Source organism: Desulfofundulus thermosubterraneus DSM 16057 (assembly GCF_900142025.1).
GTDB lineage: Bacteria > Bacillota > Desulfotomaculia > Desulfotomaculales > Desulfovirgulaceae > Desulfofundulus > Desulfofundulus thermosubterraneus.
In genome coordinates, this window is record NZ_FQZM01000022.1 from 1 (window position 1) to 24,959 (window position 24,959).

Annotated in this window: 25 protein-coding genes, 1 rRNA gene and 1 pseudogene; all 27 read left to right on the top strand. The window is 55.3% G+C overall.

From position 1 onward, the window contains the following. Positions 1-38 precede the first annotated feature (38 nt). The 27 genes and pseudogenes from rrf (at position 39) to BUA65_RS09530 (ending at position 24,917) form a co-directional block, all read left to right on the top strand. Positions 39-154 (top strand): 5S ribosomal RNA (gene rrf, locus BUA65_RS09400). Positions 155-296: 142 nt separating this feature from the next. Next, a complete protein-coding gene (nadE, locus tag BUA65_RS09405) occupies positions 297-1,019 on the top strand; it encodes an NAD(+) synthase (protein WP_072869182.1) in 723 nt (240 codons plus the stop codon). 80 nt (positions 1,020-1,099) lie between these two features. Continuing rightward, positions 1,100-1,828 (top strand): YebC/PmpR family DNA-binding transcriptional regulator, encoded by a 729-nt coding sequence (locus BUA65_RS09410; RefSeq protein ID WP_072869184.1) that lies wholly within the window; start codon positions 1,100-1,102, stop codon positions 1,826-1,828. An 88-nt stretch (positions 1,829-1,916) separates the two neighbouring features. Then, entirely contained in the window at positions 1,917-2,567 is a 651-nt protein-coding gene (locus BUA65_RS09415) for a hypothetical protein (RefSeq protein ID WP_072869186.1), read from the top strand. A gap of 58 nt (positions 2,568-2,625) precedes the next feature. Continuing rightward, complete coding sequence (ruvC, locus tag BUA65_RS09420; RefSeq protein WP_072869188.1) at positions 2,626-3,147, top strand: crossover junction endodeoxyribonuclease RuvC; 522 nt, start codon at positions 2,626-2,628, stop codon at positions 3,145-3,147. Next, complete coding sequence (gene ruvA / locus BUA65_RS09425) at positions 3,077-3,739, top strand: Holliday junction branch migration protein RuvA (RefSeq protein WP_165613230.1); 663 nt, start codon at positions 3,077-3,079, stop codon at positions 3,737-3,739. The genes ruvC and ruvA overlap by 71 nt, the downstream gene beginning before the upstream one ends. Before the next feature lie 22 nt (positions 3,740-3,761). Further along, positions 3,762-4,784 (top strand): Holliday junction branch migration DNA helicase RuvB, encoded by a 1,023-nt coding sequence (ruvB, locus tag BUA65_RS09430; protein ID WP_072869192.1) that lies wholly within the window; start codon positions 3,762-3,764, stop codon positions 4,782-4,784. A gap of 323 nt (positions 4,785-5,107) precedes the next feature. After that, complete coding sequence (locus BUA65_RS09435; protein ID WP_072869194.1) at positions 5,108-5,668, top strand: epoxyqueuosine reductase QueH; 561 nt, start codon at positions 5,108-5,110, stop codon at positions 5,666-5,668. Then, positions 5,665-5,883, top strand: a complete 219-nt coding sequence (locus BUA65_RS09440) for a DUF2905 domain-containing protein (RefSeq protein WP_072869196.1) — start codon at positions 5,665-5,667, stop codon at positions 5,881-5,883. The genes BUA65_RS09435 and BUA65_RS09440 overlap by 4 nt, the downstream gene beginning before the upstream one ends. Before the next feature lie 81 nt (positions 5,884-5,964). Beyond that, positions 5,965-7,416 (top strand): SpoIID/LytB domain-containing protein, encoded by a 1,452-nt coding sequence (locus tag BUA65_RS09445; protein WP_072869197.1) that lies wholly within the window; start codon positions 5,965-5,967, stop codon positions 7,414-7,416. Between the two features lie 18 nt (positions 7,417-7,434). After that, on the top strand, positions 7,435-8,466 hold the full coding sequence (gene queA, locus BUA65_RS09450; protein ID WP_072869255.1) for a tRNA preQ1(34) S-adenosylmethionine ribosyltransferase-isomerase QueA: 1,032 nt from the start codon (positions 7,435-7,437) through the stop codon (positions 8,464-8,466). Between the two features lie 236 nt (positions 8,467-8,702). Then, complete coding sequence (gene tgt / locus BUA65_RS09455) at positions 8,703-9,815, top strand: tRNA guanosine(34) transglycosylase Tgt (RefSeq protein WP_072869199.1); 1,113 nt, start codon at positions 8,703-8,705, stop codon at positions 9,813-9,815. A gap of 75 nt (positions 9,816-9,890) precedes the next feature. Then, positions 9,891-10,178, top strand: a complete 288-nt coding sequence (gene yajC / locus BUA65_RS09460) for a preprotein translocase subunit YajC (protein WP_072869201.1) — start codon at positions 9,891-9,893, stop codon at positions 10,176-10,178. Between the two features lie 119 nt (positions 10,179-10,297). Further along, positions 10,298-10,957 (top strand): HD domain-containing protein, encoded by a 660-nt coding sequence (locus BUA65_RS09465; protein ID WP_072869203.1) that lies wholly within the window; start codon positions 10,298-10,300, stop codon positions 10,955-10,957. 24 nt (positions 10,958-10,981) lie between these two features. Next, on the top strand, positions 10,982-12,229 hold the full coding sequence (gene secD / locus BUA65_RS09470; RefSeq protein ID WP_072869205.1) for a protein translocase subunit SecD: 1,248 nt from the start codon (positions 10,982-10,984) through the stop codon (positions 12,227-12,229). Positions 12,230-12,243: 14 nt separating this feature from the next. Continuing rightward, the gene (gene secF, locus BUA65_RS09475) at positions 12,244-13,119 is read left to right on the top strand and encodes a protein translocase subunit SecF (protein WP_072869207.1); all 876 of its coding nucleotides are present in this window, start codon (positions 12,244-12,246) and stop codon (positions 13,117-13,119) included. A gap of 241 nt (positions 13,120-13,360) precedes the next feature. Then, the gene (locus BUA65_RS09480; RefSeq protein WP_072869209.1) at positions 13,361-13,663 is read left to right on the top strand and encodes a DUF5665 domain-containing protein; all 303 of its coding nucleotides are present in this window, start codon (positions 13,361-13,363) and stop codon (positions 13,661-13,663) included. A 64-nt stretch (positions 13,664-13,727) separates the two neighbouring features. Then, a complete protein-coding gene (locus tag BUA65_RS09485) occupies positions 13,728-14,456 on the top strand; it encodes a TraR/DksA C4-type zinc finger protein (protein WP_072869211.1) in 729 nt (242 codons plus the stop codon). A gap of 145 nt (positions 14,457-14,601) precedes the next feature. Beyond that, positions 14,602-14,876, top strand: a pseudogene (locus tag BUA65_RS09490) (UPF0236 family transposase-like protein); the annotation flags it as partial. Positions 14,877-15,355: 479 nt separating this feature from the next. Continuing rightward, on the top strand, positions 15,356-16,882 hold the full coding sequence (hutH, locus tag BUA65_RS09495; RefSeq protein ID WP_072869257.1) for a histidine ammonia-lyase: 1,527 nt from the start codon (positions 15,356-15,358) through the stop codon (positions 16,880-16,882). A gap of 297 nt (positions 16,883-17,179) precedes the next feature. Beyond that, the gene (hutU, locus tag BUA65_RS09500) at positions 17,180-18,787 is read left to right on the top strand and encodes a urocanate hydratase (protein WP_439328939.1); all 1,608 of its coding nucleotides are present in this window, start codon (positions 17,180-17,182) and stop codon (positions 18,785-18,787) included. A 22-nt stretch (positions 18,788-18,809) separates the two neighbouring features. After that, the gene (locus BUA65_RS09505; protein ID WP_084062239.1) at positions 18,810-19,985 is read left to right on the top strand and encodes a helix-turn-helix domain-containing protein; all 1,176 of its coding nucleotides are present in this window, start codon (positions 18,810-18,812) and stop codon (positions 19,983-19,985) included. Between the two features lie 278 nt (positions 19,986-20,263). Further along, positions 20,264-21,451, top strand: coding sequence for an ABC transporter substrate-binding protein (locus tag BUA65_RS09510; protein ID WP_072869215.1), 1,188 nt, complete (start codon positions 20,264-20,266; stop codon positions 21,449-21,451). A gap of 225 nt (positions 21,452-21,676) precedes the next feature. Further along, on the top strand, positions 21,677-22,549 hold the full coding sequence (locus tag BUA65_RS09515) for a branched-chain amino acid ABC transporter permease (protein ID WP_072869216.1): 873 nt from the start codon (positions 21,677-21,679) through the stop codon (positions 22,547-22,549). Beyond that, a complete protein-coding gene (locus BUA65_RS09520) occupies positions 22,546-23,442 on the top strand; it encodes a branched-chain amino acid ABC transporter permease (protein WP_072869218.1) in 897 nt (298 codons plus the stop codon). Before BUA65_RS09515 ends, BUA65_RS09520 begins: the two co-directional genes overlap by 4 nt. After that, positions 23,432-24,205: an ABC transporter ATP-binding protein gene (locus BUA65_RS09525; RefSeq protein ID WP_207543878.1), complete on the top strand. Its 774-nt coding sequence runs from the start codon at positions 23,432-23,434 to the stop codon at positions 24,203-24,205. Before BUA65_RS09520 ends, BUA65_RS09525 begins: the two co-directional genes overlap by 11 nt. After that, positions 24,189-24,917, top strand: coding sequence for an ABC transporter ATP-binding protein (locus BUA65_RS09530; RefSeq protein WP_242656293.1), 729 nt, complete (start codon positions 24,189-24,191; stop codon positions 24,915-24,917). Before BUA65_RS09525 ends, BUA65_RS09530 begins: the two co-directional genes overlap by 17 nt. Positions 24,918-24,959 lie beyond the last annotated feature (42 nt).

The following is a 24,959-nucleotide window of genomic DNA, read 5'->3' on the forward strand; positions in this document are numbered from 1 at the left end:
AAACTCCGCTGTGAAGTTTTGAGGGAATAAAAAAAATTTCCGGTGGCTATACCGGAGGGGAAACACCCGTTCCCATCCCGAACACGGAAGTTAAGCCCTCCAGGGCCGATGGTACTTGGGGGTCGACCCCCGGGAGAGTAGGTCGCTGCCGGAAAATTATTTTAATGTGCCCCCGGTTCTTAAACCGGGGGTATTTCCATGTATTAGGTCCTGTCTGTCACAGGAGGATAATTGCTTTATCTAAACCCGCGTGGTATGATAAAAGCTAAGATTTTTTTGCAACGGGGTGATTGAGTTTGCATCTGCTCGCGGAGCGGTTAACCGAATGGCTTAGAGAACAGGCCGCTGAAAGGGGAGCCCGGGGTTATGTGGTAGGCTTAAGCGGCGGTATTGATTCCGCTGTTACGGCTGTATTATGCAAAAGGGCCTGTCCGGACAGCGTTCTGGGGGTAATTATGCCCTGCTATAGCAATCCCCAGGATGCGGAGGACGCCAGGCTGGTGGCCAGGACCTTTGATATTCCTTTTAAAGAAATCGTGCTGGACGGTCCCTATGCCCTTCTGGTTCGCCTTTTGACCGGTGAAGATTGCAACGTGGAGAAAAAGGATCTTTCCATTATCAACATCAAGCCAAGGCTGCGCATGATCACGCTTTATTTTTATGCTTCCCGGCTGCAGTATCTGGTTGCCGGAACGGGCAACCGCAGTGAACTAACCGTCGGTTATTTCACCAAGTATGGTGACGGCGGCGTGGACCTCTTGCCCATTGGCAACCTCGTCAAGCGCCAGGTTTATGAGCTGGCTGAATACCTCGGCATACCGCGGCGTATTATAGAAAAACCCCCTTCTGCCGGTCTGTGGGTCGGGCAAAACGACGAGGCGGAAATGGGCATAACATACCAGGAACTGGATGAATTTATCCTCACCGGGAAGGCTGACGACCGGGTAAGGGAAGTAGTCAAGTGCCTGGCGGCTAAAAACGCCCACAAAAAGCAGATGCCAGCCCTGCCGCCTTTTTAGCCTTCCTCATAGATACCGCCGCCCAAGTGGTTATGCGAAATTACCCCGGCGCTTTTGGGTGGGGAAGGAGGTTGTGAGAGATGTCCGGTCATTCCAAATGGTCAACCATCAAACGGAAAAAGGCCAAGGTGGATGCCCAGAGGGGTAAACTATTTACCCGCTTGTCCAGGGAAATTATCGTGGCGGCTCGTCTGGGAGGCGGAGATCCAGACGCCAACCCCAGGCTGAAAGCGGCAATACAGCGGGCTAAAGAAGCCAATATTCCCAATGAGAATATTCAACGGGCCATCCAGAAAGGCACCGGTGAACTGGGCGCGGCCAACTACGAGGAACTGATTTACGAGGGCTACGGTCCCGGTGGGGTGGCGGTTATGATGGAGATCATGACCGATAACCGGAACCGCACCGCCGGGGAGATCCGGCACCTTTTCTCCCGTCACGGCGGTAATCTGGGTGAAGCGGGCTGCGTCTCCTGGATGTTTTCCAAAAAGGGCGTTATCGTAGTAGAAAAAGATGGCCTGGATGAGGATGAGTTAATGCTCACCGCTCTGGAGGCAGGGGCCGAAGACATGAAAACTGAAGAGGACGAGTTTGAAATCATCACCGCTCCCGAGGATTTCGAAAAGGTGCGCCAGGCCCTGGTGGAAAAAGGTATCCCCATTGCCGAGGCGCAGGTAACCATGGTGCCCCAGAGCACGGTTAAGCTTACCGGCCAAGAGGCGGAACAAATGGTGCGTTTGATGGAAGCCCTTGAAGATCACGACGATGTTCAGGAAGTGTACGCCAACTTTGAACTGGAGGATTACTAGGGAATAAACCTGGAGAAGTATGGTTCCGGCAAAAAGTGGCAATAATATGGTAGGTAACGAATTGCTGTTTTAAGGAGTGTCCGGAACCATGCTTAAAAGGTTACTCTATGCCTTCGCGGGCTTGTTGATGATGCTTGGGGTAGCCATAACTGTCTACCTGGGCTTGAACCTCCTGGGGGAACCCTCCATCAAGCCTGGCCTGGCTGTCTTTAACTCCGGCGACCAATCTATTCTGCCGGTGAAAAGCGACACCTTTGTCCAGGAAGAAAGAGAATATCTTTGCGGTGACATCCACATTGTCTTTTTGGGTCGTGCTCCCCGGGAACTGCTCGGGTTGGACCGGGAGGGCCTGGCCAGGCGTTATCCTGCGGCCGAGGGCTGGAGCATGGAAGAGCAGGGCAGGATGTTAATATTAAAGCAGCGGGTTGAGGATTTCTGCCCGGAACACAAGAACTACCGGCACCTGGGTGTTCACGAGGGCTGCCTGGCCGTATTTGAGGGACCCCTGGGTTATGATGAAAAACTGCTCCGGGTAGAAAAAAACATGCCCGTAGCCACCCTTCATCCCGATTTACAGTTGAAATTGCACAAGGCGGGCGATTTTAACCGCCAGGATCCGGAAACCCAGGCCATTTTGCGGGCGGAACTGGAGTTTCCTTCTGAGCAGGCAGTAAACGCCATGCTGGAAAACCTGGATGAGGCAACGGAGTCCGGGACTAATCCCGGACTTGATTTTTGATTTGGTGGCAGGAGCCCGGGCGGGTGGTGTGGAATTTTTTAGAGGGGGAGAGAGTTCTATGCGGGTTATTGGTGTCGATCCGGGCACGGCCATCACCGGCTATGGCATAATTGAACTACAGGGAAACCGGCTGACGGTGGTAGCCTACGATTGCATTACAACACAAGCTGGTATGCCTATGCCTTCCCGGTTGCAGCATCTTTACCGGCAGCTGGAACTGGTGCTTAAACTATATCAACCCCAACAATTTGCCGTGGAAGAACTTTTTTTTAACAAAAATGCCCGCACAGCCCTGGCCGTGGGACAGGCCAGGGGAGTGGCCCTCCTGGCAGCCGTAAATGCCGGTCTAACAGTAGCCGAATATACCCCCCTGGAGGTTAAACAGGCCGTGGTTGGCTACGGCCGGGCGGCCAAGGAACAGGTCCAGTACATGGTGCGGGCCCTCTTATGCCTGCCCGAAATCCCCCGCCCCGATGATGTGGCTGATGCCCTGGCGGTGGCCATCTGTCATGCCCACCGCCTTGGTAGTCAAAGGGCAAAGGGAGGAAACCCATTGCATGATTGCCTTTCTCAGTGGTAATCTGCTGGAAATACAGGAGGATGGCATCATTGTGGATGTCCATGGGGTAGGGTACCTGGTGCGGGTACCCCTATCCATGGTGAGCCTTCTACCGCCAAAAGGGCAACCGGTGCACCTGCATACCCATTTAATCTGGCGGGAAGACGGGCCGGCCCTCTTTGGTTTTTCCAGCCGGGTGGAGCTGGAAACCTTTCGCAGTCTATTAAATGTGGCCGGAGTAGGCCCCCGGGCAGCCCTGGCTATTCTCTCTACGGTAACCCCCGGCACTTTGCGCCGGGCGGTGGTGGAGGAAAATGAAAACATCCTTACAGCCGTTCCTGGGATAGGCAAAAAAACGGCCCGGCGCATTATCCTGGAGTTGAAGGACAAGCTGGCGAACATGGTTTTCGAGGCTGACGGTACAGATGATACAGGTGAAACAGGTACTCCGGGGTACGAGGGGGAAGCCGTAGCTGCCCTGGTGGCTTTGGGTTACGCCCAGATGGAGGCCCGCCGGGCCGTACGGCAGGTCCGCCAGCAGGCTGCTTCCGGTTCTACCGAAGAGTTGCTACGGTTTGCCCTCCAGTGGCTGGGCCGGCAAAAAAACGCTTAAACGGTAATGGGGGTGTTTGCCCTTGGAGGATAGGCTGCTTTCCGCTGCCTTTCGGTCGGAGGACGGGGAAGGCGAATACACCCTGCGGCCACGGCGGTTGCAGGATTTTATCGGTCAGGAAAAAATTAAGGAAAGCCTGTCTATTTTTATACGCGCGGCCAAGGAACGGGGGGAAGTGCTGGATCACGTGCTTTTATTTGGCCCCCCCGGCCTGGGAAAAACCACCCTGGCAGGGATCATCGCCAGCGAGCTGGGGGTGGGCATCCGGGTCACATCCGGCCCGGCCGTAGAACGCCCCGGTGATCTGGCAGCCATTCTGACCAATCTCTCCCTGGGAGATGTTTTGTTTATTGACGAGGTCCACCGCCTGAGCCGGCCGGTGGAGGAAATACTGTACCCGGCCATGGAGGACTTTGCCCTGGACATTGTAATCGGGAAAGGGCCAGGGGCCCGTTCCCTGCGCCTGGAGTTGCCCCGGTTTACCTTGATTGGTGCTACCACCCGGGCCGGCCTGCTTACATCTCCCCTGCGGGATCGCTTTGGGGTAATCTGCCGGCTGGAATATTACGAGGTCAACGAGCTGGTGCAGATCATCTCCCGTTCGGCCCATATCCTCGGGATCCCGATAGAAGCGGAGGGGGCTTTAGAGATTGCCCGGCGGTCCAGAGGGACACCCCGGGTGGCCAATCGTCTACTAAAGCGGGTGCGGGATTATGCCCAGGTCCGGGCCGGAGGCATGATCACCCGGGCAGTGGCCGTGAAGGCGCTGCAGTTTCTGGAGGTGGACCCTTTGGGCCTGGATCATACCGACCGGCGCCTGCTGCACATAATTATAGAGAAGTTTAACGGCGGGCCTGTGGGCCTGGATACTCTGGCGGCAGCAGCAGGTGAAGAAGCAGGCACCCTGGAGGATGTTTTTGAACCCTACCTTTTGCAGACAGGGCTCCTGGCCCGCACGCCCCGGGGACGGGTGGCCACTCCTGCGGCCTACAAACACCTCGGCTTACCTTTAAAACAGGATCCCGTTCAAGTCAGCCTGTGGTAATATTGTAGTAAGTGTCGAGATCCTAAAATGAACATGAGGTACTGTCGCAAAACCAGAAAAGAAACAGGCGGGGGTCGTCCCTTAAGGAGCGACCCAGCACTCACTAGAACAACTGCTGCGTTAGAATAATAGCTATTGAGCATATGTTACTCTATGTACTAATGTTACTCAAGAGAAGCACCTTACCAGTGAGTGCTGGGCTGTCCCGGGTAGTTATACGACAGTATCTATTGAGCGGCCTTCGTCACTAAAGTGAGTATTTAAGCGACTGGGGACGACTGCTGCCAGCTAGTATGTGCAATATCTAACAGGGTGATGTCCAAATGAAAATACTGCTGCATACCTGTTGTGGTCCCTGTACCATCTATCCCTTGGACTACTTGCGTAATGAGGGACATATAGTACACGGCTATTTCTTTAACCCCAACATCCACCCCTACACCGAGTGGCAAAGGCGTAGGGAAACGCTGGAAAAATACGCCCGGGAACAGGAACTCCCCGTAATTTTCGACGTGGACTACCCCCTGGAACAATTTTTGCAAATGGTGGTTCACCGGGAAGCCCGGCGCTGCCAGTTCTGTTATGCCCTGCGTTTGCGGCAGGCTGCCAGGGTGGCCAGGCGGGGGGATTTTGATGCCTTTACCACCACCCTGCTGGTGAGCCCCTTTCAAAAACACGACTTGCTCCGGGAAATTGGCGAGGCTGTAGGTGAGGAGTCAGGAGTGCCCTTTTACTACGTAGATTTTCGTCCCGGTTTCAAGGAAGCAGTCGCCCGCTCAAAGGAGTTGGGCATGTACCGCCAGCAGTACTGCGGGTGCATATACAGTGAAAAGGAGCGTTACTACCGTTCTTCCAAAAGAGAAGGCGCAGGTGAAGGAAAATGATGGACAGTTTGGGCAAAATGCTGGCCTTGATGGGTGTCTTCCTGCTGGTCGTCGGTGGCCTGCTCATGGCATCGGAGAGGCTCTTCCACCTGGGCCGTCTCCCAGGAGACATCTTTATCCAGAAGGGTAATTTTACCTTTTACTTCCCCATTGTTACTTCCATTATCTTGAGCCTTGTCCTCACGCTGATTCTAAACCTGATTTTTCGACGTTAGTACCTAAATGGGAGGAAACCGGGAGAAATGCGTCGAACTTACCTGGGTGGGGATAATTTACATCCAGGGGGTTAATGTCTAGTGTTTAAAAAGAGTTTGAGTTCAGTTATTCTTCTTTTAGGACTGCTGGCCCTGTTGGGCTATCCCGCCTGGCCGGCACCGGGGGAGGTAATGGTGGAACCCCATGATGTAAGGGTTGGCCTGGTACAGAAGACCAGTCAGGTTGCCTTTTCAGTAACGGGAAATTATCAACTGGTTGATTATGATACCAATAAGATTATATCTGAGGTTGCTCCCGGTCAGCGCTGGGAGGTACGCTATTCTCCAGACGGCTTGGAATTGTACAGGGATGGCACCCGTATTGGCAGCTTTAAAGAACCTTTAGGGTTGTCGGGCAAAGCATTACAGGTGGACGTTCTTTCGGGGACAGGAAAACAAGTAAAGCGGGAGAGCGGCCTGCACGCCCTGGGGGCAAACAGCAAGAAGGTCGTGCTCAATAATCTTGCGGGCGTCAGCGTAATGGGTGCCGGCGGGCAAATGAAAAAAATTGCCCCTGCCGGGGGGCTGAACCTGGTTACCCTCTACCAGGGGGATCAGGCCCGCCGCTACAGGGGCAATATGGAGTTCCGCCTGGATGACAAGGGGCTCACGGTGGTTAACCAGTTGCCCATCGAAGAATACCTTTATGGGGTGGTGCCGGCGGAGATGCCCGCCTACTGGCCCGGGGAAGCATTGAAGGCCCAGGCGGTGGCCGCCCGCAGTTATGTTCTGGCCCAAATGGGGACCTACGCGAGCCAGGGCTTTGATGTGCTGGCTACCCAGGCAAGCCAGGTATACCGGGGATACGATGGGGAGCATCCCGCCGCCAGCAAAGCGGTGGATGAAACCAGGGGAATTGTAGTAACCTACCGCGGCCGGCCCATCAGTGCCGTTTTTCATAGCTCAAGCGGCGGGTACACCGAGAACAGTGAGGACGTTTGGAGAAACCAGGTGGAATATCTGCGTGGCCGGCCGGACCCCTTCGATCGTAACCCCCAGAACAACCATTACGACTGGACCAAGACTTACACTGCCGGGCAGCTCAAGGAGCAACTGGCCGCGATGGGCTACCACTTCAGTGAAATTTATGATTTAGTAGAAATGGAGCGTACTTCCACCGGCCAGCGGGTGAAAATCCTTGCGGTTATCGGTTTGGGTCTGGACGGGCAACCTTTAACCATCGAAATCGGCAGAGATCCCCTTAAAGGAAAAGCCGATGAGGTGCGCCGTGCCCTGGGCTTAAAGAGCGCCTGTTTTACCATGGAAAAGGTAATGACGCAGCAGCCCACGGAAACACAGGTCATACCCGTTCAGGGTCAGCAGGATGACCACCCCCGTTTAGTGAAGGTTACCTTCCGGGGGAGCGGCTGGGGCCACGGCGTGGGTATGTCCCAGTACGGCGCCCTTGGCATGGCTTCCCAGGGTTATAGTTACCAGGAAATCTTGAAATACTATTATTCAGGTGTCCAGATAGTTTCCAATTATGGCGCCTGAAGTTTGGGTGATGGTTTTTTGGGCTTTCAATTGAGTGACTTTGATTACGAGCTGCCGCCGGAACTAATAGCCCAGGACCCGGCCCCCCGCAGGGATGAGTCCCGGTTGATGGTGTTGTTCCGGCAGGATGGCCGCATGGAACACCGGTTGTTCCGGGATATCGTGGAGTATCTTTCACCTCCAGATGTGCTGGTGATTAATGATACCCGGGTCATTCCGGCCCGGTTGACGGGCCGCAAAGCGGAAGGCGCGGCAGAAGTGGAGGTTCTACTCCTCAGGCTGCTGGACGAGCGGCGTTGGGAGGCGCTGGTACGGCCGGGGCGGCGGTTAAGGCCCGGTACCCGCCTGATCTTTGGCGATGGTCTGGCTGAGGGTTTGATCGAGGATGTCACCGCTGCAGGCGGCCGGGTAATATCCTTTACCTCGGCTCTCCCCTTTGAGGAGGTGCTGTCCCGGCTGGGCAAGATGCCCCTGCCTCCTTACATTAAGAAGTACCCGGAAGATCCCGAGCGTTACCAGACAGTTTACGCCCGGCAGGAGGGGTCCGCCGCGGCTCCCACCGCCGGGTTGCATTTTACCACGGAACTGCTTGGCAGGATTGAAGCCAGGGGCGTGCAGCTGGTCCGGGTGCTGCTGCACGTGGGATTGGGCACCTTCCGGCCGGTGAGGGTTCAGGATATTACCCGGCACCACATGCATGCCGAATATTACGAGGTTACTGAAGAAGCCACCCGGGCTATAAATGCGGCCCGCGCCCGGGGCGGCCGGGTGGTGGCCGTGGGCACGACCACCACCCGCTGTCTGGAGACGGTGGCCGGTGAGGATGGACAAGTCCGGCCCGGGACGGGGTGGACGGATATCTTCATCTATCCCGGCTACCGGTTTAAGGCGGTGGACGCCCTGGTGACCAATTTCCACCTGCCTCGCTCAACCCTTTTAATGATGGTCAGCGCTTTTGCGGGCCGGGAAAAGATCTTACACGCCTACCGAACGGCGGTGGAAATGCGCTACCGCTTCTTCAGCTTTGGCGATGCCATGCTGATTATTTAATGTGTGCTGCCCGGGACATTGATGACGCTTCAGCGTCACTGCCGTTTTGCATAGCAGCAGCGACCCAACACTCACTGTAACCGGAGTTCTCTGAAGGGATGAGTGCTTACTGCATGCAGTTTAAATACCTGCGCAGGTACCTGTCCGGTGAGTGCTGGGAAGTTTGGCCTGCGAGGCTCACTGCAGAGCGAGTGCAAACAGCAGGCAAAGGTCGATTTTAGAGAGGTAGAAGACCCGTGACCGTTAGCTTTTCCATCATTAAGGAAGATGCCCGCACCGGGGCTCGGGCGGGGGTGCTCCACACTCTCCGGGGGGACGTAGAAACCCCGGTGTTTATGCCCGTGGGTACCCAGGCCACGGTGAAAACCATGACTCCCCGGGAAGTATGGGACCTGGGCGGCAGGCTGATCTTGAGCAATACCTATCACCTGTACCTCCGTCCCGGCGCCAACCTGATCCGGGAGGCCGGGGGGCTGCACCGCTTCATGGGCTGGACCGGCCCTATCCTCACCGACAGCGGTGGTTTTCAGGTTTTCAGCCTTGCGTCTCTGCGCCGTATTGAAGAAGAGGGCGTCTGGTTTCGTTCCCATATAGACGGCAGCGAGCACTTTTTCAGCCCGGAAAAGGCGATGGCCGTTCAGGAAGCTCTGGGTTCGGATATCGCCATGGCCTTTGACCAATGTGCCCCCTATCCCTGCACCTATGAAGAAGCGCGGGAAGCCATGGAACGGACCAGCCGCTGGGCGTTGCGTTGTAAAGAAGCCAGGCGGCGGGAGGACCAGGCCCTGTTTGGCATTGTTCAGGGAGGGGTGCACCGGGACCTGCGGGAAAAAAGTGCAAAGGATTTGGTGGAGCTGGATTTTCCCGGATACGGCATCGGGGGGCTCAGTGTGGGGGAACCTAAGGATATCATGTATCAGGTTCTGGACTATACCGTTCCCCTGCTGCCCCGGGAGAAGCCCCGTTATTTGATGGGCGTGGGGTCGCCTGACTGCCTGCTGGAAGGTGTGGCCCGGGGGGTGGATATGTTTGATTGCGTTTTACCTACCCGCATTGCCCGCAATGGGACTGTTTTTACCCGTGAAGGGAAACTGGTGGTGCGCAATGCCGAGTACGCCCGGGATTTTCGCCCCCTGGACCCGGAGTGCAACTGTTATACCTGCCGGCACTTCACCCGGGCCTACATTCGCCACCTCATCAAGGCCAACGAAGTGTTGGGCATTCGCCTGACCACCGTCCATAATTTGCATTTTGTTTTCGAGTTGATGAGAAACATTCGCCGGGCTATCTTGGAAGGCAATTTCCTCGAGTATAAAGTGGCATTTCTGGCCCACTGGAACAAAAATTAAATTTTTCTCCCCATCTTAAAAGGGAATTGCCTTTCCGGCACGAATAATAACTTGTCAGGAGAAAGGAGGTTTCATATGAACCAGCAGGTCGTTTCGTTGCTCTACATTGTAGCCCTGTTTGCCCTGCTCTATTTCCTGCTCATTCGCCCCCAGCAGCAACGGCAAAAAAAGCACATGGAAATGATCCGTAACCTGAAGGTAAATGATCCCATTGTGACGATAGGCGGTATCTATGGTACCATAGTCAAGATAAAGGATGATACCCTGGTGGTGCGGGTGGCGGACAATGTGCGGATTGAAATCTTGAAAAATGCCGTTGCCCAGGTCAGACCACGGGAGGAAGAAGAGGAAAAGGAAAAATAACCCTGGTTTCCCGGAAGAGTAGGCCATTCCTACTCTTTTTCTCCGTAAACATGGTATTGGCTAAAAATGCCTGGCGTAAGTTTTAAGTGGGTTCTTATGGCTAAGGAGATGGGGACTCTTTGATTACCCTGGAAGATATCAAAAACAACCCGATCGTGGACAGCTTCATCCGCAAGGGCAATGAGTACCTGGGAGTAATGGGTTTCACCGAGCACAGCTACCGGCATTTAAACCTGGTGAGCAGTATTGCCCGCAGTATCCTGGAACGGCTGGGGTACCCCGAAAGGGAAGCCGAGCTGGCGGCTATCGCAGGTTACCTGCACGACATAGGCAATGTAGTCAGCAGGAACGATCATGGTATTTCCGGGGCGGTCCTGGCCTTTTCTATTTTGAACAGCATGGGCATGCACCCCGATGAAATAGCCACGGTAATTTCGGCCATAGCTAATCACGAGGAGCAGTACGGCCAGCCGGTAAACAATGTGGCAGCAGCCCTGATTGTGGCCGACAAATCCGACGTACACCGTTCCCGGGTGCGCAACCAGGACTTCGCCACCTTTGATATACACGACCGGGTAAACTATGCCGTGGAGCATGCTTTTATCTGGGTGGACAAGGAAAAACGCACCATTACCATGGATCTCACCATTGACATTAATATTTGCCCGGTCATGGAGTATTTTGAGATCTTCCTTACCCGGATGACCCTTTGCCGCCGGGCGGCCAACTTTTTGCAGTGCAATTTTGAGCTGATCATAAACGGTTCCAAGTTGCTCTAGTGTAGTCTGAGAGGGGATTTGGCCATGAAGTGGAACAAAATTTTTATTCTTGCAGGCATCGTGGTGATTGTGGCCCTGGTTACAGTGGCCGCGGTAGCGCCGGTTTTTGAGAACAACCCCTATCTGGGAAAATACCTGCCTCTAGTAAAGGACATTACCCTGGGCCTGGACTTGCAGGGCGGGGTTCATGTTGTCCTGGAGGCTAAAGACACTCCTGAAGTGAAGGTTACCCCCGATACAATGAAGCAACTGATGGCCGTAATTCAACGCCGCGTAGACCAGTTCGGGGTGGCGGAACCGGTTATCCAGCAGCAGGGGCGGGACCGGTTGATTGTGGAAATCGCGGGCAGGATAGACCCCGAGGAAGCCGTGCGTACCATGGTAAAAACAGCCTACCTGGAGTTTAAAACCATGGACGGGAAAACGGTAGTTACCGGGGCCGACTTGAAGGATGCCATTGAATCCAAGGATCCAACTTCGGGGCAGATCAAAGTAGATCTCACTTTTAATGCCGCTGGGGCCAAAAAGTTTGCCGAGGCAACGGCAGCCAATGTGGGCAAACCCATAGCCATCATTTTGGATGGACAGGTGTTGCAGACTCCCGTTGTCCAGGAACCCATTCCCAACGGCAAAGCCCAGATTACTGGATACCAGTCCCTGGAGGAAGCCCACAATATTGCCATCCTGCTGCGTTCCGGCGCCCTGCCGGTAAAGGTGGAGGTGGCCGAAAAACGGGGAATTGGGCCGGCCTTGGGGGCCGACTCCCTGGAAAAATCAAAACATGCCGGATTAGTGGGGGTGCTGGCCATTTTGATCTTCATGGTCATGTACTACCGCCTGCCGGGCTTGGTGGCCGATTTTGCTCTGCTGATATACGCCCTGATTGTCCTGGCCATTTACGTGGGCCTGCATGTGACCATGACCCTGCCGGGTATCGCCGCCTTCCTGTTGTCCATGGGTATTGCCGTTGATGCCAACGTGATCATCTTCGAGCGTCTGAAGGAGGAATTACGGACGGGTAAGAGTTTGCGCTCGGCTATTGATGCCGGTTTCAAGCGGGCTTTTACAGCCATCTTTGATGCCAACGCTACCACCCTCATTGCTGCCGTGGTGCTATACTTCTTCGGGACAGGTCCCATCCGGGGCTTTGCCATTACCCTGGGGATCGGTATTGTAGCCAGCATGTTTACGGCCATCACCGTCACCCGCTGGCTGTTGCACCTGGTGGCGGCCAGCGGCCTGGTGAGAAACGCGAAAGCTTATGGAGCATAGGGGGTTGAAGGAAAATGCACTTTATTAAACTGCGGAAAATCTGGTATGCCATATCCATCGCGGTTATTTTGCCTGGATTAATCTCCCTTATGCTTCAGGGGTTGAATCTCGGCATTGATTTTACCGGAGGCAACCTGCTGGAGGTCCGCTTTGCCGAGCCGGTGCCAGTGGAAAAGGTGCGGCAGGTGGTGGCCGCCCAGGGGCTGGAGATCAGCCGGGGCATTCAAAAAAGCGGTACCACCGATTACATTATCCGCACCCGGCATTTAACACAGGATGAGTCGGACAAGCTGATCGCCGCTCTTTCTGAGCTGGGCAAAAATACCGTGTTGCGCAACGAGTCGGTGGGTCCCACCATCGGCCGGGAGTTGACCACCAAGGCCATCCTGGCCCTGTTGATTGCTTCGGTGCTGATGGTTATTTACATCACCATTCGTTTTGAGTTCAAGCAGGGGATTGCGGCCATTATTGCGCTTCTGCACGATACTCTGGTCGTTACCGGTATCTTTTCCCTTTTCCGGATTGAGGTCGATAGTGCCTTTGTGGCAGCCCTTTTAACCATTATCGGTTACTCCATAAACGACACCATTGTCATTTTCGACCGCATCCGGGAGAACATGCTGAACCGCAAAAAAGGGGAAAGCCTGGAAGATGTGGTCAACGCCAGCCTGTGGCAAACCCTGACCCGGTCCATTAACACGGTGCTGACGGTGGTTTTTGTGCTGGTGGCCCTTTATTTCCTGGGCGGCAGCACCATCCGTAACTTTGTCCTGGCCATGCTCATCGGTGTGGTCAGCGGTGCTTATTCCTCCATCTGCAACGCCAGCCCCCTGTGGGTGGACTTCAAGCTTTGGGAAAAGCGGGCCAAAGCAAAAGAAGCCAGGGCTTAGGCGGGTTCACTAAAATGTAATTGTTCAGTAAACCCGCTACCATCGGCACCATGGCCGGGTCACTGAACATTTACTCTAAAATAAAAGGAATCTTGCAGTTGTACAAAGCGGTGGCAAAATGCCGCCGCTTTTTATTGCTTACCGGAGCTACCCGCTCTGACCCGGGCTATAAATTTTTTGTTTAGTGTTAACCGCACGGGGAAAATTAAAATTAAACCATGCTCACGGGAGGCTGGTCCCGGTGGATGAAAGGGAAAGGTGCATTCTGGAGGCCCTGCGGGACAAGATCACCGAGCTATCCATTAACATGGAAAAGATGAAACTGGCCGAGTACGTGGAGTTGCTGGAACAGCCCGGGAGGCTGCTTTACGTCAATTTCCTTTCCGGCCTGGCCAGGGGTGTGGGTATAGCCGTGGGTTTTGCCCTGCTGGGGGCCATCCTGATTATGATTTTGCAACGGCTGGTGATGCTCAACCTGCCGGTAATCGGCGGTTTCATCGCCGAGATTGTGGCCATTGTCCAGAGCCGCCTGGGCGGCCCCTAAAGGAAGGGCACCGGCTGACACCAGCCACCCCATGCGCACAAGTGCTGGAGCAAAAGGAGGATTCATGGTGGATGCACAACAACTGGCGGGGATACGCCGCCGCCTGGAAGAAGAAAAACAAAGACAGCTGGAGCTGATCAAAGGCATCAACGAGGGTGGCCTGGCCACTTCCATGGCCGATTCCATTGGTGAACTATCCCTCTACGATAATAACCCGGGCGATATCGGCACGGAAATGTTTGAGCGCAGTAAGGATTTCGCCTTGCGGGAAGATGCCAAAATCAAGATTCGCGCCATTGATGAGGCGCTGGCCAGGCTTGACCGGGGCACTTACGGCACCTGCGACATCTGCGGGGGAACCATTGATCCGGAAAGGCTGGAGGCCATTCCCTACACTACCGTTTGTTATCGCTGCCGCCTGCAGGATGAAAAGCGCCCGGTTAGCTCCTACCGTCCTGTAGAGGAGGAAATCATTAAGGACCTTTATAACACCAGCTTTGAAGAAGACATGGAAAGTGTAATGTATGACCTGGAAGACTCCTGGCAGGAGGTGGCGCGTTATTTTGAACATGCCGGGCAGGCTGAAGCTGGGGCTTACTACGGTTCCAATGAACTAGCCGAGGAGGACCGGGGGTACGTGGAAGAGGTAGAAAACATCCCGTACGAGATAGGCGATGACGGTGTAATTTACGAGAACCGGCGCGGCTATGACGACGAAAGCGCACCCTCCGAACGCATCGATGTGGGCATCGAGCATAGCAAAAAAAAGGAGGACAGTTCCCCTTACGGCTAAGGCTTAACTGTTCAGTAAAAGACCGGAAAATTTTCTTGGGCCATGTAAAATTTCAATAGGTACCAGAAGGGGATCAGCCCATGAAAAAGAAATGAGACCTCGTCCCAAAAACACCAAAAGGCAAACTAAAGGAATGTGAAGTCTCATGTTAAACATTCGCCACATAGTGGGGGCAGTCCTTCTTTTCGTTAAGGGTCTGATTGAATTACTTGGTAGTTGCAAGCACTTCTATGAACTTGAAAAAGGTATCCACGAGCTTTGTCAGAAGGTCAGCAACCAAATATTCACCTGGGCACTGGAACAGCTCGATGCCCGCCTGATGAATGAACGTGACCGGAGCACCTGGAGAGGGTGGTCGGGTTTCGGGATAAAACAGCCATCAGCACCTTTGGGGAGTTTCTCTACAAAAGGCGCCTGTTCCCTGGTGAGCCTCAGAGGGCTTAAAAGGCAGCGCCGTTAGGGGAGCCTTGACAGCCGGGGTCCCCGCAGGTGGTACAATGTTTTTTGCGACGGGGCGCTGGTATTATCTTTACCTGTTCCCCGGAGCCGCCCCGTCGGTGGGTTTGTCTGACCACCTACGGGGTGGATGTCAAGGCCGCTGCCTTGATGCTGATGTTTTGAGCGGTGAGGTCTCATAACGGAAAAAATTTTTGTGGAGATACCTACTGGATCTTGACACGGACCCGGACTAACGGGGCCCTTGACAATTAGCCCCGCCCCATGTAATATTTAACTAAACAACAGCAGAAAAGGCTCACAGCCATTAGCCATGAGGGAGCCGACGGAGGGCGTGCTGTTTAAGGCGCGTTTCTGTTGGCTCCTTTTTGTTTTGAAAGGAGGGCTTTCATTTGGCGGCGCTGCTCAGGTCTACGTCCCGGGACGGCATCCAGAAGGATTTAATCAACAGCATCGGGCTGGACGGGGAGAGTTTGAGTATAGAGCAGGTGGTCCGGGTGGCCCGGCAGCACGCCCCGGTTTTTCTGGAGCCGGCGGCCCGCCTGTCCATGGAAAAGTCCCACCGGATGGTGCAGCGGATTGTGGCGGAAAAACAGGTGGTTTACGGTATTACCACCGGGTTCGGCAAGTTCAGCAATGTGGTCATCTCCCCGGCCCAGGCGGAACTACTGCAGAAAAACCTGGTCATGAGCCACGCGGTGGGTACCGGAGAACCCTTCGACCGGGAGATTGTGCGGGCGGTGATGCTTTTGCGGGCTAATACCCTGGCCAAGGGGTATTCCGGCGTGCGGCCCCTGGTGGTGGAATACCTTTTGCAGTTGCTCAACCGGGGGGTGCACCCGGTGGTACCCGAGCAGGGTTCCGTGGGGGCCAGCGGGGACCTGGCGCCCCTGGCCCACGTGACCCTGGTGCTTCTGGGCCTGGGGGAGGCCGAATACCGGGGTAAAAGGATCAGCGGCGCTAAGGCACTGGAAGTGGCCGGGCTGCCGCCCCTCACCCTGCAAGCCAAGGAGGGCCTGGCCCTAACCAACGGCACCCAGGTCATGGGTGCCATCGGCTGCCTGGCGGTATACGATGCCGAGCTGACGGCCAAAACGGCCAGCATTGCCGCCGCCCTGGCCGTGGAAGCCCTGGACGGGCTAGCCATCGCCTTTGACCCCCGGGTGCAGCGGGTGCGCCCCCATGCCGGCCAGGTGCGCTGCGCCGCCCACCTGAGGCAGTTGCTGGCCGGAGGGGAAATTGCCACCCGCTCCGCCGGTCCCCGGGTGCAGGATGCCTACACCCTGCGCTGCACCCCCCAAGTCCACGGCGCCACCCTGGATGCCATTGACTATGTACGGGATGTGCTGGAAATCGAAATTAACTCCGCCACAGACAACCCCCTGCTCTTCCCGGCGGAGGGGGAGGTAATCTCCGGGGGTAACTTTCACGGCCAGCCCCTGGCCCTGGCCCTGGACTTCCTGGGCATGGCCGTGGCCGAACTGGGCAGCATGGCCGAGCGGCGGGTTGCCCGCCTGCTGGACCCGGCCACCAGCGGATTGCCGGCTTTTCTCACCACCCACGGTGGGCTCAATTCCGGTCTGATGCTCACCCAGTACACAGCGGCCGCTCTGGTATCGGAAAACAAAGTGCTGGCCTCACCGGCCTGCGTGGATTCCATTCCCACCTCGGCCAACCAGGAGGATCACGTGAGCATGGGCCCCATTGCGGCCCGCAAGGCCCGCCGCATCATCCGCAATGTGCAGCAGATCCTGGCCATCCAGCTCCTCTGTGCCGCCCAGGCCATTGATCTGGGCAAGAGGCACAAAATGGGCCGGGGCACCGCCCGGGCCTATGAAGTAATCCGGTCGGAAATCCCCTTTTTGGACCGGGACCGGGTGCTTTATCCGGATCTGTTCAAAGCGTTGGAGCTGGTGCAAAGCGGCCGATTATTGCAGGCGGTGGAGGATGAGGTGGGGGTGCTGGAGTGAAGTATTGGAGCTAAACCGAAACACCGGTCCAATTTTCGCCTGTTTCTTCCCGCTGCCGGGGCGGTGGTTACCGGTGTCTCCAAACCATTGGTTCCATAACTGGAGCAGAAAGGAACCGGCCGGATTGTAGCCGGTGAAAAGGCCCGGCGACATGGTAGTGGCGATTTTGCTTCAGAGAAAGCAAGATTTTGCTACCGGGACAAAATGATACAGAGGAAAAAGGCGGCGGCCGGCAAAATATTTAACAAGGGTATTATAAGCCTGATTTCAAAATTATTAATGATAAAAGTCGGGAGAGTGGTCTGGTTGCGCTGTAAAGGGTGGGAACAGGAAGGCCTGTTGCGCCTGTTAATGAACAGCCTTGATCCGGAAGTGGCCGAGTGTCCGGAAGAGTTGATTGTTTATGGGGGTACGGGCAAAGCGGCCCGGGACAAGAAAAGTGTGGCTCAGATAAAAGAAAGACTAATTCGGCTTGAAAACGATCAAACCCTGCTTATCCAGTCCGGCAAGCCGGTGGGCGTCTTCCCTTCCCATCCCTTTGCCCCGCGGGTAATCATGGCCGGTTCTTTGCTTGTGCCTGCCTATTCCGATTACGAAACCTTCTGGCAACTGGAACGCCGTGGATTGACCGCCTACGGTCAATCTACGGCCAGTTGCTGGGCCTACATCGGCACACAAGGAGTGCTGGAGGGGACGGCCAACACCTATGGCGAGGTGGCCAAACGCCATTTCGGCGGTACCTTGCGTGGACGATGGGTGCTTACTTCGGGCTTAGGTGGCATGGGTTCGGCCCAACCATTAGGAGTGGAGTATAACGGTGGCGTAGTGCTGGTGGTGGAAGTGGACGAATCCAAAGTCGACCGGCGGTTGCGCAACAGCCTGTGCCAGATGAAGGCTGCCGACCTGGATGAGGCCCTGTTTTTGGTGCAGGAAGCGGTATCGCGCAAAGAACCGCGTTCCGTGGCCCTGGTAGGTAACGCGGCAGATGTTTATCGGGAGGTGTTGCAGCGTGGGTTGGTACCCGACGTGGTCACCGATCAGACTGCCGCCCACGACCTGCTCAATGGTTATGTGCCTGCCGGGGTTTCTTTAGCCGAAGCCGTCAGGTTACGTGTCGCCGCACCGGAAAAATACCTGGAACTTAGCCGCCGGTGCATCGTAGAGCACGTGAAAACAATGATGGAATTCATGCGCCGGGGAGCGGTAGTTTTTGATTACGGTAACAATATCCGGCATCAGGCCGCCGCTGCCGGGTACGCCGAAGCCATGACCATTCCCGGTTTCGTTTCCGCCTACCTGCGGGATTATTTCTGCGCCGGGCGCGGCCCGTTCCGCTGGATCGCCCTTTCCGGCCGGGCGGAAGATATTTATACGCTAGATGAATTTATCTTGACTGAATTAAAAGATGATGAAGAAATAACCAACTGGATCCATTTCGCCCAGGCGCGTATTCCCTTCCAGGGCCTGCCGGCGCGCATATGCTGGCTGAATCTCGACCAGCGGTTGTGTTTGGTGGATATAATCACAAAATTGTTGCGAGAAGGAAAGCTGGCCGCTCCGGTGGCTTTGACCAGGGATCATATGGGCGCCATCGCCAGCCCCTGGCGGGAGACGGAAAAAATGCCCGACGGCAGCGATGCCATCGCCGACTGGCCGGTGCTGAACGGCTTGTTGAATGCCATATCCGGTGCCAGCCTGGTCAGCGTGCAACAGGGGGGGGGCGTTGGTATCGGTTATTCCATTCACGCCGGAATGACCGTGATTGTAGATGGTTCTGAACTATCCCGGAAAAAAGCTACGCAGGTGACTTACAGTGATGTCGGTGTAGGTATCATCAGGCATGCCGATGCCGGTTACCCTCTGGCCCAGGAGATCTCCCGCCAATATGGTTTGAACATTGACTGATGGCGGCTTTGCGGAGGCGTCAATGATGGATGAATTTTCTGCTCGCTTGAGACGGGAACTGGCCTACAACCTGGTTTTCGGCATGGTGGAAAACGTAAGGGAAGTTTGGGAAATGGTATCCCAGGCCGGCTTGAAGTATCCGCCCAATTTTGCCACGGTATGGGAAATACACAATGCCGAAGAGCTTTTCCACGGCCGGAGCGAACTCTGGAAGGTGGGCTGGCGCAGGCAGGTGGAAAAGTCTTTTGCCGGATATTTTAATCACAACGCCCTGCATTGTTTCGTTTCCGACCGGGCGCTGGCCGTGCTGTTCAACAACCGTGAGTGGGGAAAGCCGGGTGAGGAAAACGATCAGTTGAACGCACTGAAACAAGGAGTGGAAAAATCTCTGGCGGTAAAATTTTTTGTGGGGGTGGGGCGGGTATATTCCGATGCCAGGCATTTGGGGCTATCTTTTAATGAGGCCTGGCGGGCCATCCGGCGTGTATTTTGCGGTGTCCCAGGCATATATTATTTTGGCGACGGCTCTGCCCGGGACAGGGAGCCGTTTTTGGAACGGGAAAGAGCGGCCTTGAAATATGCCATACTGAACGATGACAGGCAAAAAGCCCTGCGGATAGTCCAAGAAATAAAAATGGTGCTCGCCGCCTTCGGTGAGGGTGACTTGAATATTCTCAAGATGATGGTTTTTGAAATGCTCTCCCTGGTCATGACGGCCTGCATGGAAAACGGGCGCAGCGCGGATCAAGTATTTATTCACGCCCTGGAATGGATAAAACAACTTCACCTGGCCGAAGATGCGGGAAAAATGGCTGAAATCTGGTCGGAAGCGTGCAAAAGAGTTTTGTTAAATACAAATAACGACCATAGTTTGGAAATACAGGTGGTTGCCCGGGCCAGGAGATTTATGGAAGAGCACTTTCAAGAGGATCTCTCGCTGTCTGAAATCGCCCGGCGCCAGTTTATAAGCCCCTATTATTTCAGCCGGCTTTTTAAACAATCAACGGGCATGACGGTGATGGAGTTTCTTACCTCCCTGCGGATGGAAAAGGCAAAAGAATTGCTGGGAAAAACCCACCAGTCCGTAAGCCAGGTGGCCGGTGCCGTGGGCTATGTCGATCCGAATTATTTCAGCCGCGTATTTAAAAGATACATTGGTATGTCTCCCACTGAGTACCGCAGAAAATTTCATACGTAGCTTCCATACCGCTGCACCGGTGTCGGGACAGCTTCTCCTTGCCAGGGAGAAGCCTTTTTTTAGCAATATTATGCTGAACGGTGGCAAGATAATTCAGAGGGAATTAGATGGAGTTTTGCGAAATATCCCATGATTCATTCCTTGAATACCCGGCAGGAAGAATTGAATTTCCGGGGATTGCATGTCCTGGAAGACAATTAACACGGCAAAGAAAGGGGGCGGGGACGGTCGGTTGAGACGACTTTATCCAAGTAAATAATGAAGAAGGAGGAGTTTAAATGGATGAAAAAATTAAAAAGTGGCTGTTACTGGTTTCCTTGTTTACTATCGCTCTGCTGATGACCGCCTGTGGCAGTGGTTCAGGCAATGGTCAGTCATCGGCGGCCAAGACAATTAAAATCGGCTTTTTTGCACCGGAGACCGGTCCCGAGGCGGCCGACGGCACCAGCGCCTATAATGCGGCAAAGCTGGCCGTTGAACAGATCAATGCCGGCGGCGGCATCAACGGCGCCAAACTGGAACTGGTCAATTACGACGATCAGCTTGATACCAAACAGGCCGTATCCATTGCGCAAAAGCTTACCACCAAAGATGGTGTCGTCGCGGTAGTCAGCGGTTCCTATTCCGGACCCACCCGGGCCGCCGCGCCCATTTTCCAGCAGGCTAAAATGCCCATGATCTCGGCTTACGCCGTACACCCGGCCATTCCGCGCACCGGGGATTACATTTTCCAACTGGGCCTTTCCGGTATCGTGGAAGGAGCGGCGGCGGCCGAAGTGGCCAAAAATGAGTTGCACGCCAAAAACGTGGCCATTCTGGCCATAGACAACGATTTCGGCCATACACTGGTCCAGGGATTTACGCAAAGGGCCGGGCAAATCGGTTTGAAAGTCCAGGAGCCCAACTGGTTCCATTTCGGGGATACGGAATTTACCCCCGTACTGACCAAAATAAAGAATTCCGGAGCAGACGTCCTGTTCATGCCCGCCTATGCGGCGGAAGGTTCCCAGATTATCAGGCGCATTCATGATATGGGCCTGAAAATACAGCCACTGGGAACAGAGGGGCTTGATTCCACCACCCAGTTCCTGGAAGTGGCGGGCAAGGACGCCAACGGGCTGGTGATTGTGACCGATTTCAACCGCGACAGCAAGGAACAGGTGGTCAAGGACTTTATCAAGGCATATAAAGAAAGGTACGGTCATGAACCCGATATGGTGGCTGCCTCCACCTATGATGCGTTCTATGTGCTGGCGGAGGCCGTGCGCAAGAGCGGCACCACGCCGGATAAAATCAGGGAAGGAATCGCATCCATTAAAGATTTCCAGGCAGTGAGCAAGATTAATGGTTTTGACGGAATTCGTCAGGCAAATAAGCCGGTGGCGGTACAGCAGGTCAAGGATGGAACATTCAGGTACTTTGGCGAAATCACCGACCCGACCATTATTACCCCGCCGGTGAATTAACTTCTGTCGTGCTAAAATCCACTGCCAGTTGTACTGTAGCGAGTGGACCGGCAGCCGGATCGCCCTCCGCGGAGGAGGCGATCCGGCACCTATGCCGGGCTTCCATACCGCTTAGGCGATCAATTGAGCGTGCGAAAACGGGAGTTCGATTTATATGTGGAAGGGCGATATCGCTCGTGTACTACTGGTCTGGCATTATCTTACAGCTTGGGGGCAGAGAGCACAGTGTTTTTACAGCAAATGGTCAACGGAATTACCATCGGCAGCCTGTATTCGTTGGTGGCCCTGGGCCTAACTATGGTTTACGGGATCATGCGCGTACTGGATATAGCCAACGCCGGCGCCTACACGCTTGGGGCTTACCTGGGGGTCTTGGCGTATGCCCGCACCCACAGTATAATTATCGCCCTGCTGGCAGGGGCAGGCGGGGCGGCCATAACAGGATACCTGTTTCAAAGGGCGATATACACACCCATTAAAAAGATGGCCGACCCCATTGTACCCCTAGTGGCCAGCATCGGCCTGTTTATCGTCATGGAGGATCTGTTCAGATTGATTGCCGGTCCATATACAATCACCTTTCCGGTTCATTTACCACTCAATCGTCTGACACTGGGGCCGGTTGTAATCACCGGTACCCAGGCGGTCATTCTTTTAATTTCCGCCTTTCTTTTCCTGTTGCTCTGGATTTTATTGAATAAAACGAAAATCGGTTTGGCCTGGCAGGCCACGGCCCAGGATACGGAAACGGCCATGGCCATGGGAATCAATACACGTTCGGTGGTAGCCTTCGCCTTCATACTGGGGTATATCTTTGCCGCCCTGGCCGGAATACTAGTGGCCATCCATTATAATGCCGTTTTTCCCACTATGGGGGATATTCCTTCCTATAAAATGCTGGCCATAGTGGTCCTGGGCGGTTTGGGCAACCCGTTGGGTGCCGTCGTGGCCTCGATAGTCGTGGGCCTCGCGGAGGCTTTTGTAGCCGGTTACATCGGTTCCTTCCTGCCTACCGACGCCATTGCCTTTCTGGCCCTGATTATTCTTTTGCTCGTTCGTCCGCAGGGCCTGCTTGCTTCCGGAGGTGAAGTCAGGTGAACTACTGGGCGGTACTTGCCACCACCGTGGGTATCTGGGTCCTGCTGGCTTTGAGTTTGAATATTATCACCGGGGAGGCCGGCCAGCCCAACATCGGCCACGCCGCCTTTTTCGGCATCGGAGCTTATACTTCGGCCGTTCTGAATACCAAATACGGGGTTGACTTTTGGGGCGCACTGGTTATGGCACTGGCCGCCGGCGCCCTGATGGGTGCAGTGCTGGGGCTGATCAGTATGCGCCTGCGAAACGATTTTTTAGCCATTACCACCATAGGGTTGAATTTTGTTACCGTGGCCATATTTCAAACGGTGCCTTATTTCGGTGGGGCCATGGGTATTGGGGGCATCCAGCCTCCCCGCATCGGCGGCCTGACTTTCGGCCCCGTGGAGCTTGCCGTGCTGAGCTGGCTGGTAGTGGCGCTGGTGGTCATTTTAAACCGCCATTTGCAAAGGGCCTGGTTCGGATACGCCCTGCGGGCCATCCGCGATGATGAGGCTGCGGCCGCCGCCATGGGAATAGACGTGCGCCGCTATAAGGTCCTGGCCTTCGTGATCGGTACCGGAATTGCCGGCCTGGCCGGCAGCATTTATGCCCACTTCATGACCTTCATTTCGGCCGGTGATTTCGGGTTCAACATTTCGGTGACCATTCTGGCCATGGTGGTACTCGGCGGACGCGGCTCAATTCCGGGAGTATTGCTGGGAGGCGTTATTCTCGGTATGGCCCCTGAGGTCTTCCGGTTTATTTCAGATTACCGTTTACTGGTTTTCGGCAGCATCCTGGTGCTGGTGATGCGCTTTTTCCCGTCCGGCTTACTGGGTCAGGGGAGCCGGTTACAGGAGTTGCTGGCCGGAGCCTTCCGGCGGGAGGGGGCTGGCGTTCGTGTCAGATGAGGCCATCCTGCGTCTGGATAGTATCACCATGAAATTCGGCGGGCTGACCGCCCTGGAGAATGTGAGTTTTGAAGTCCGTGCGGGGGAGATCTGCGGTCTTATCGGGCCCAACGGGGCGGGAAAGACGACTCTTTTCAATGTGGTATGCGGCGTCTACCGGCCGGCAGGCGGTACCGTGTGGTTTAAGGGAGAGCCCGTTTCCGGCCTGCCGGTACACCAGATAGCCCGTCGAGGTATTGCCAGGACCTTTCAGGTGGTTAAACCGATCCCCCGCCTGACCGTGTTGGAAAATGTAATGATTGCAGCGGCCTCTCCCCTGCTGGCCGGAAGCTGGGTACCGTTTACCACCAGGGGGCAGCGGGAAGTCAGACAAAAGGCCATGGACGCCCTGGCCCGGGTCGGCCTGGTGGAGGAAGCACACCTTCCGGCCGGGCAGTTGAACCTGGGTTATCTGCGCCGTTTGGAATTGGCCCGGGCGCTGGTCATGAACCCCAGCTTGCTGCTGCTGGATGAACCGGTGGCGGGGTTGGGCTACGACGCGGTGGAGGACTTCTTGGCTCTGGTTAAAGAGTTACGACGGGATGGACTTACCGTATTGCTGGTGGAGCATAACACGGGTGTGGCCGAAGCCCTGTGCGACCATATGGTGGTGCTTGATCACGGGAAAATGATCGCCGCCGGGGATCCGGCCCGGGTGCTGGCCGATCCGGCGGTTGTAGAGGCGTATTTGGGAAAGGATGATTCTCTTGGCCCCTCTGCTTGAGATTCAAAATTTGGAGGTTTGTTATGGCAAGGCCCAGGTGGTGAAGGGTGTTTCGCTGCAGGTTTCCCGGGGAGATTGCGTAGCTATCGTTGGGGCCAACGGAGCCGACAAGACATCCATTCTGCGGGCCATGATGGGTCTTGTTCCACCGGCCGGGGGGCGAATAATACTCAACGGCGTGGATTTAACCAGGCGCCCGGCCTGGGAAAGGGTAGCCGGTGGGGTCGGTTATGTCCCGGAAGGCCGGCGGATTTTTCCGGCCCTGAGTGTGGAAAAAAATCTCCTGGCCGGGGCTTACCGGGTGGCCGATCAAAAAAAGGTGCGCCGTTCTCTGGCCAGGGTTTATGAAATTTTTCCCAGGCTGCAGGAGCGGCAGCGTCAGTTGGCCTGCACCTTAAGCGGCGGGGAACAACAGATGCTGGCCATCGGCCGGGCTTTAATGGCCGACCCGCAACTCTTGATCATCGATGAGGTATCCATGGGGCTTGCTCCGGCCGTCGTCAACCAGGCCTTTCAATTGATTGACCGTTTGCACCACGAAGGTCTGACCGTACTCCTGGTGGAGCAGAACGCCCGGAAGGCCCTGCAGGTGGCGGAGTGGGGTTATCTGTTGGAAAACGGGGAAATCATCCTGAGCGGAAAGGCGTCGGATTTGAGCGGGCATCCCGATTTTGTGGGTGCGTATTTCGGCCGCAACGTGCAGGTTAAATAGCCGGGCGGAAACGCGGCAAGATTATGCTGACATGACAAGATA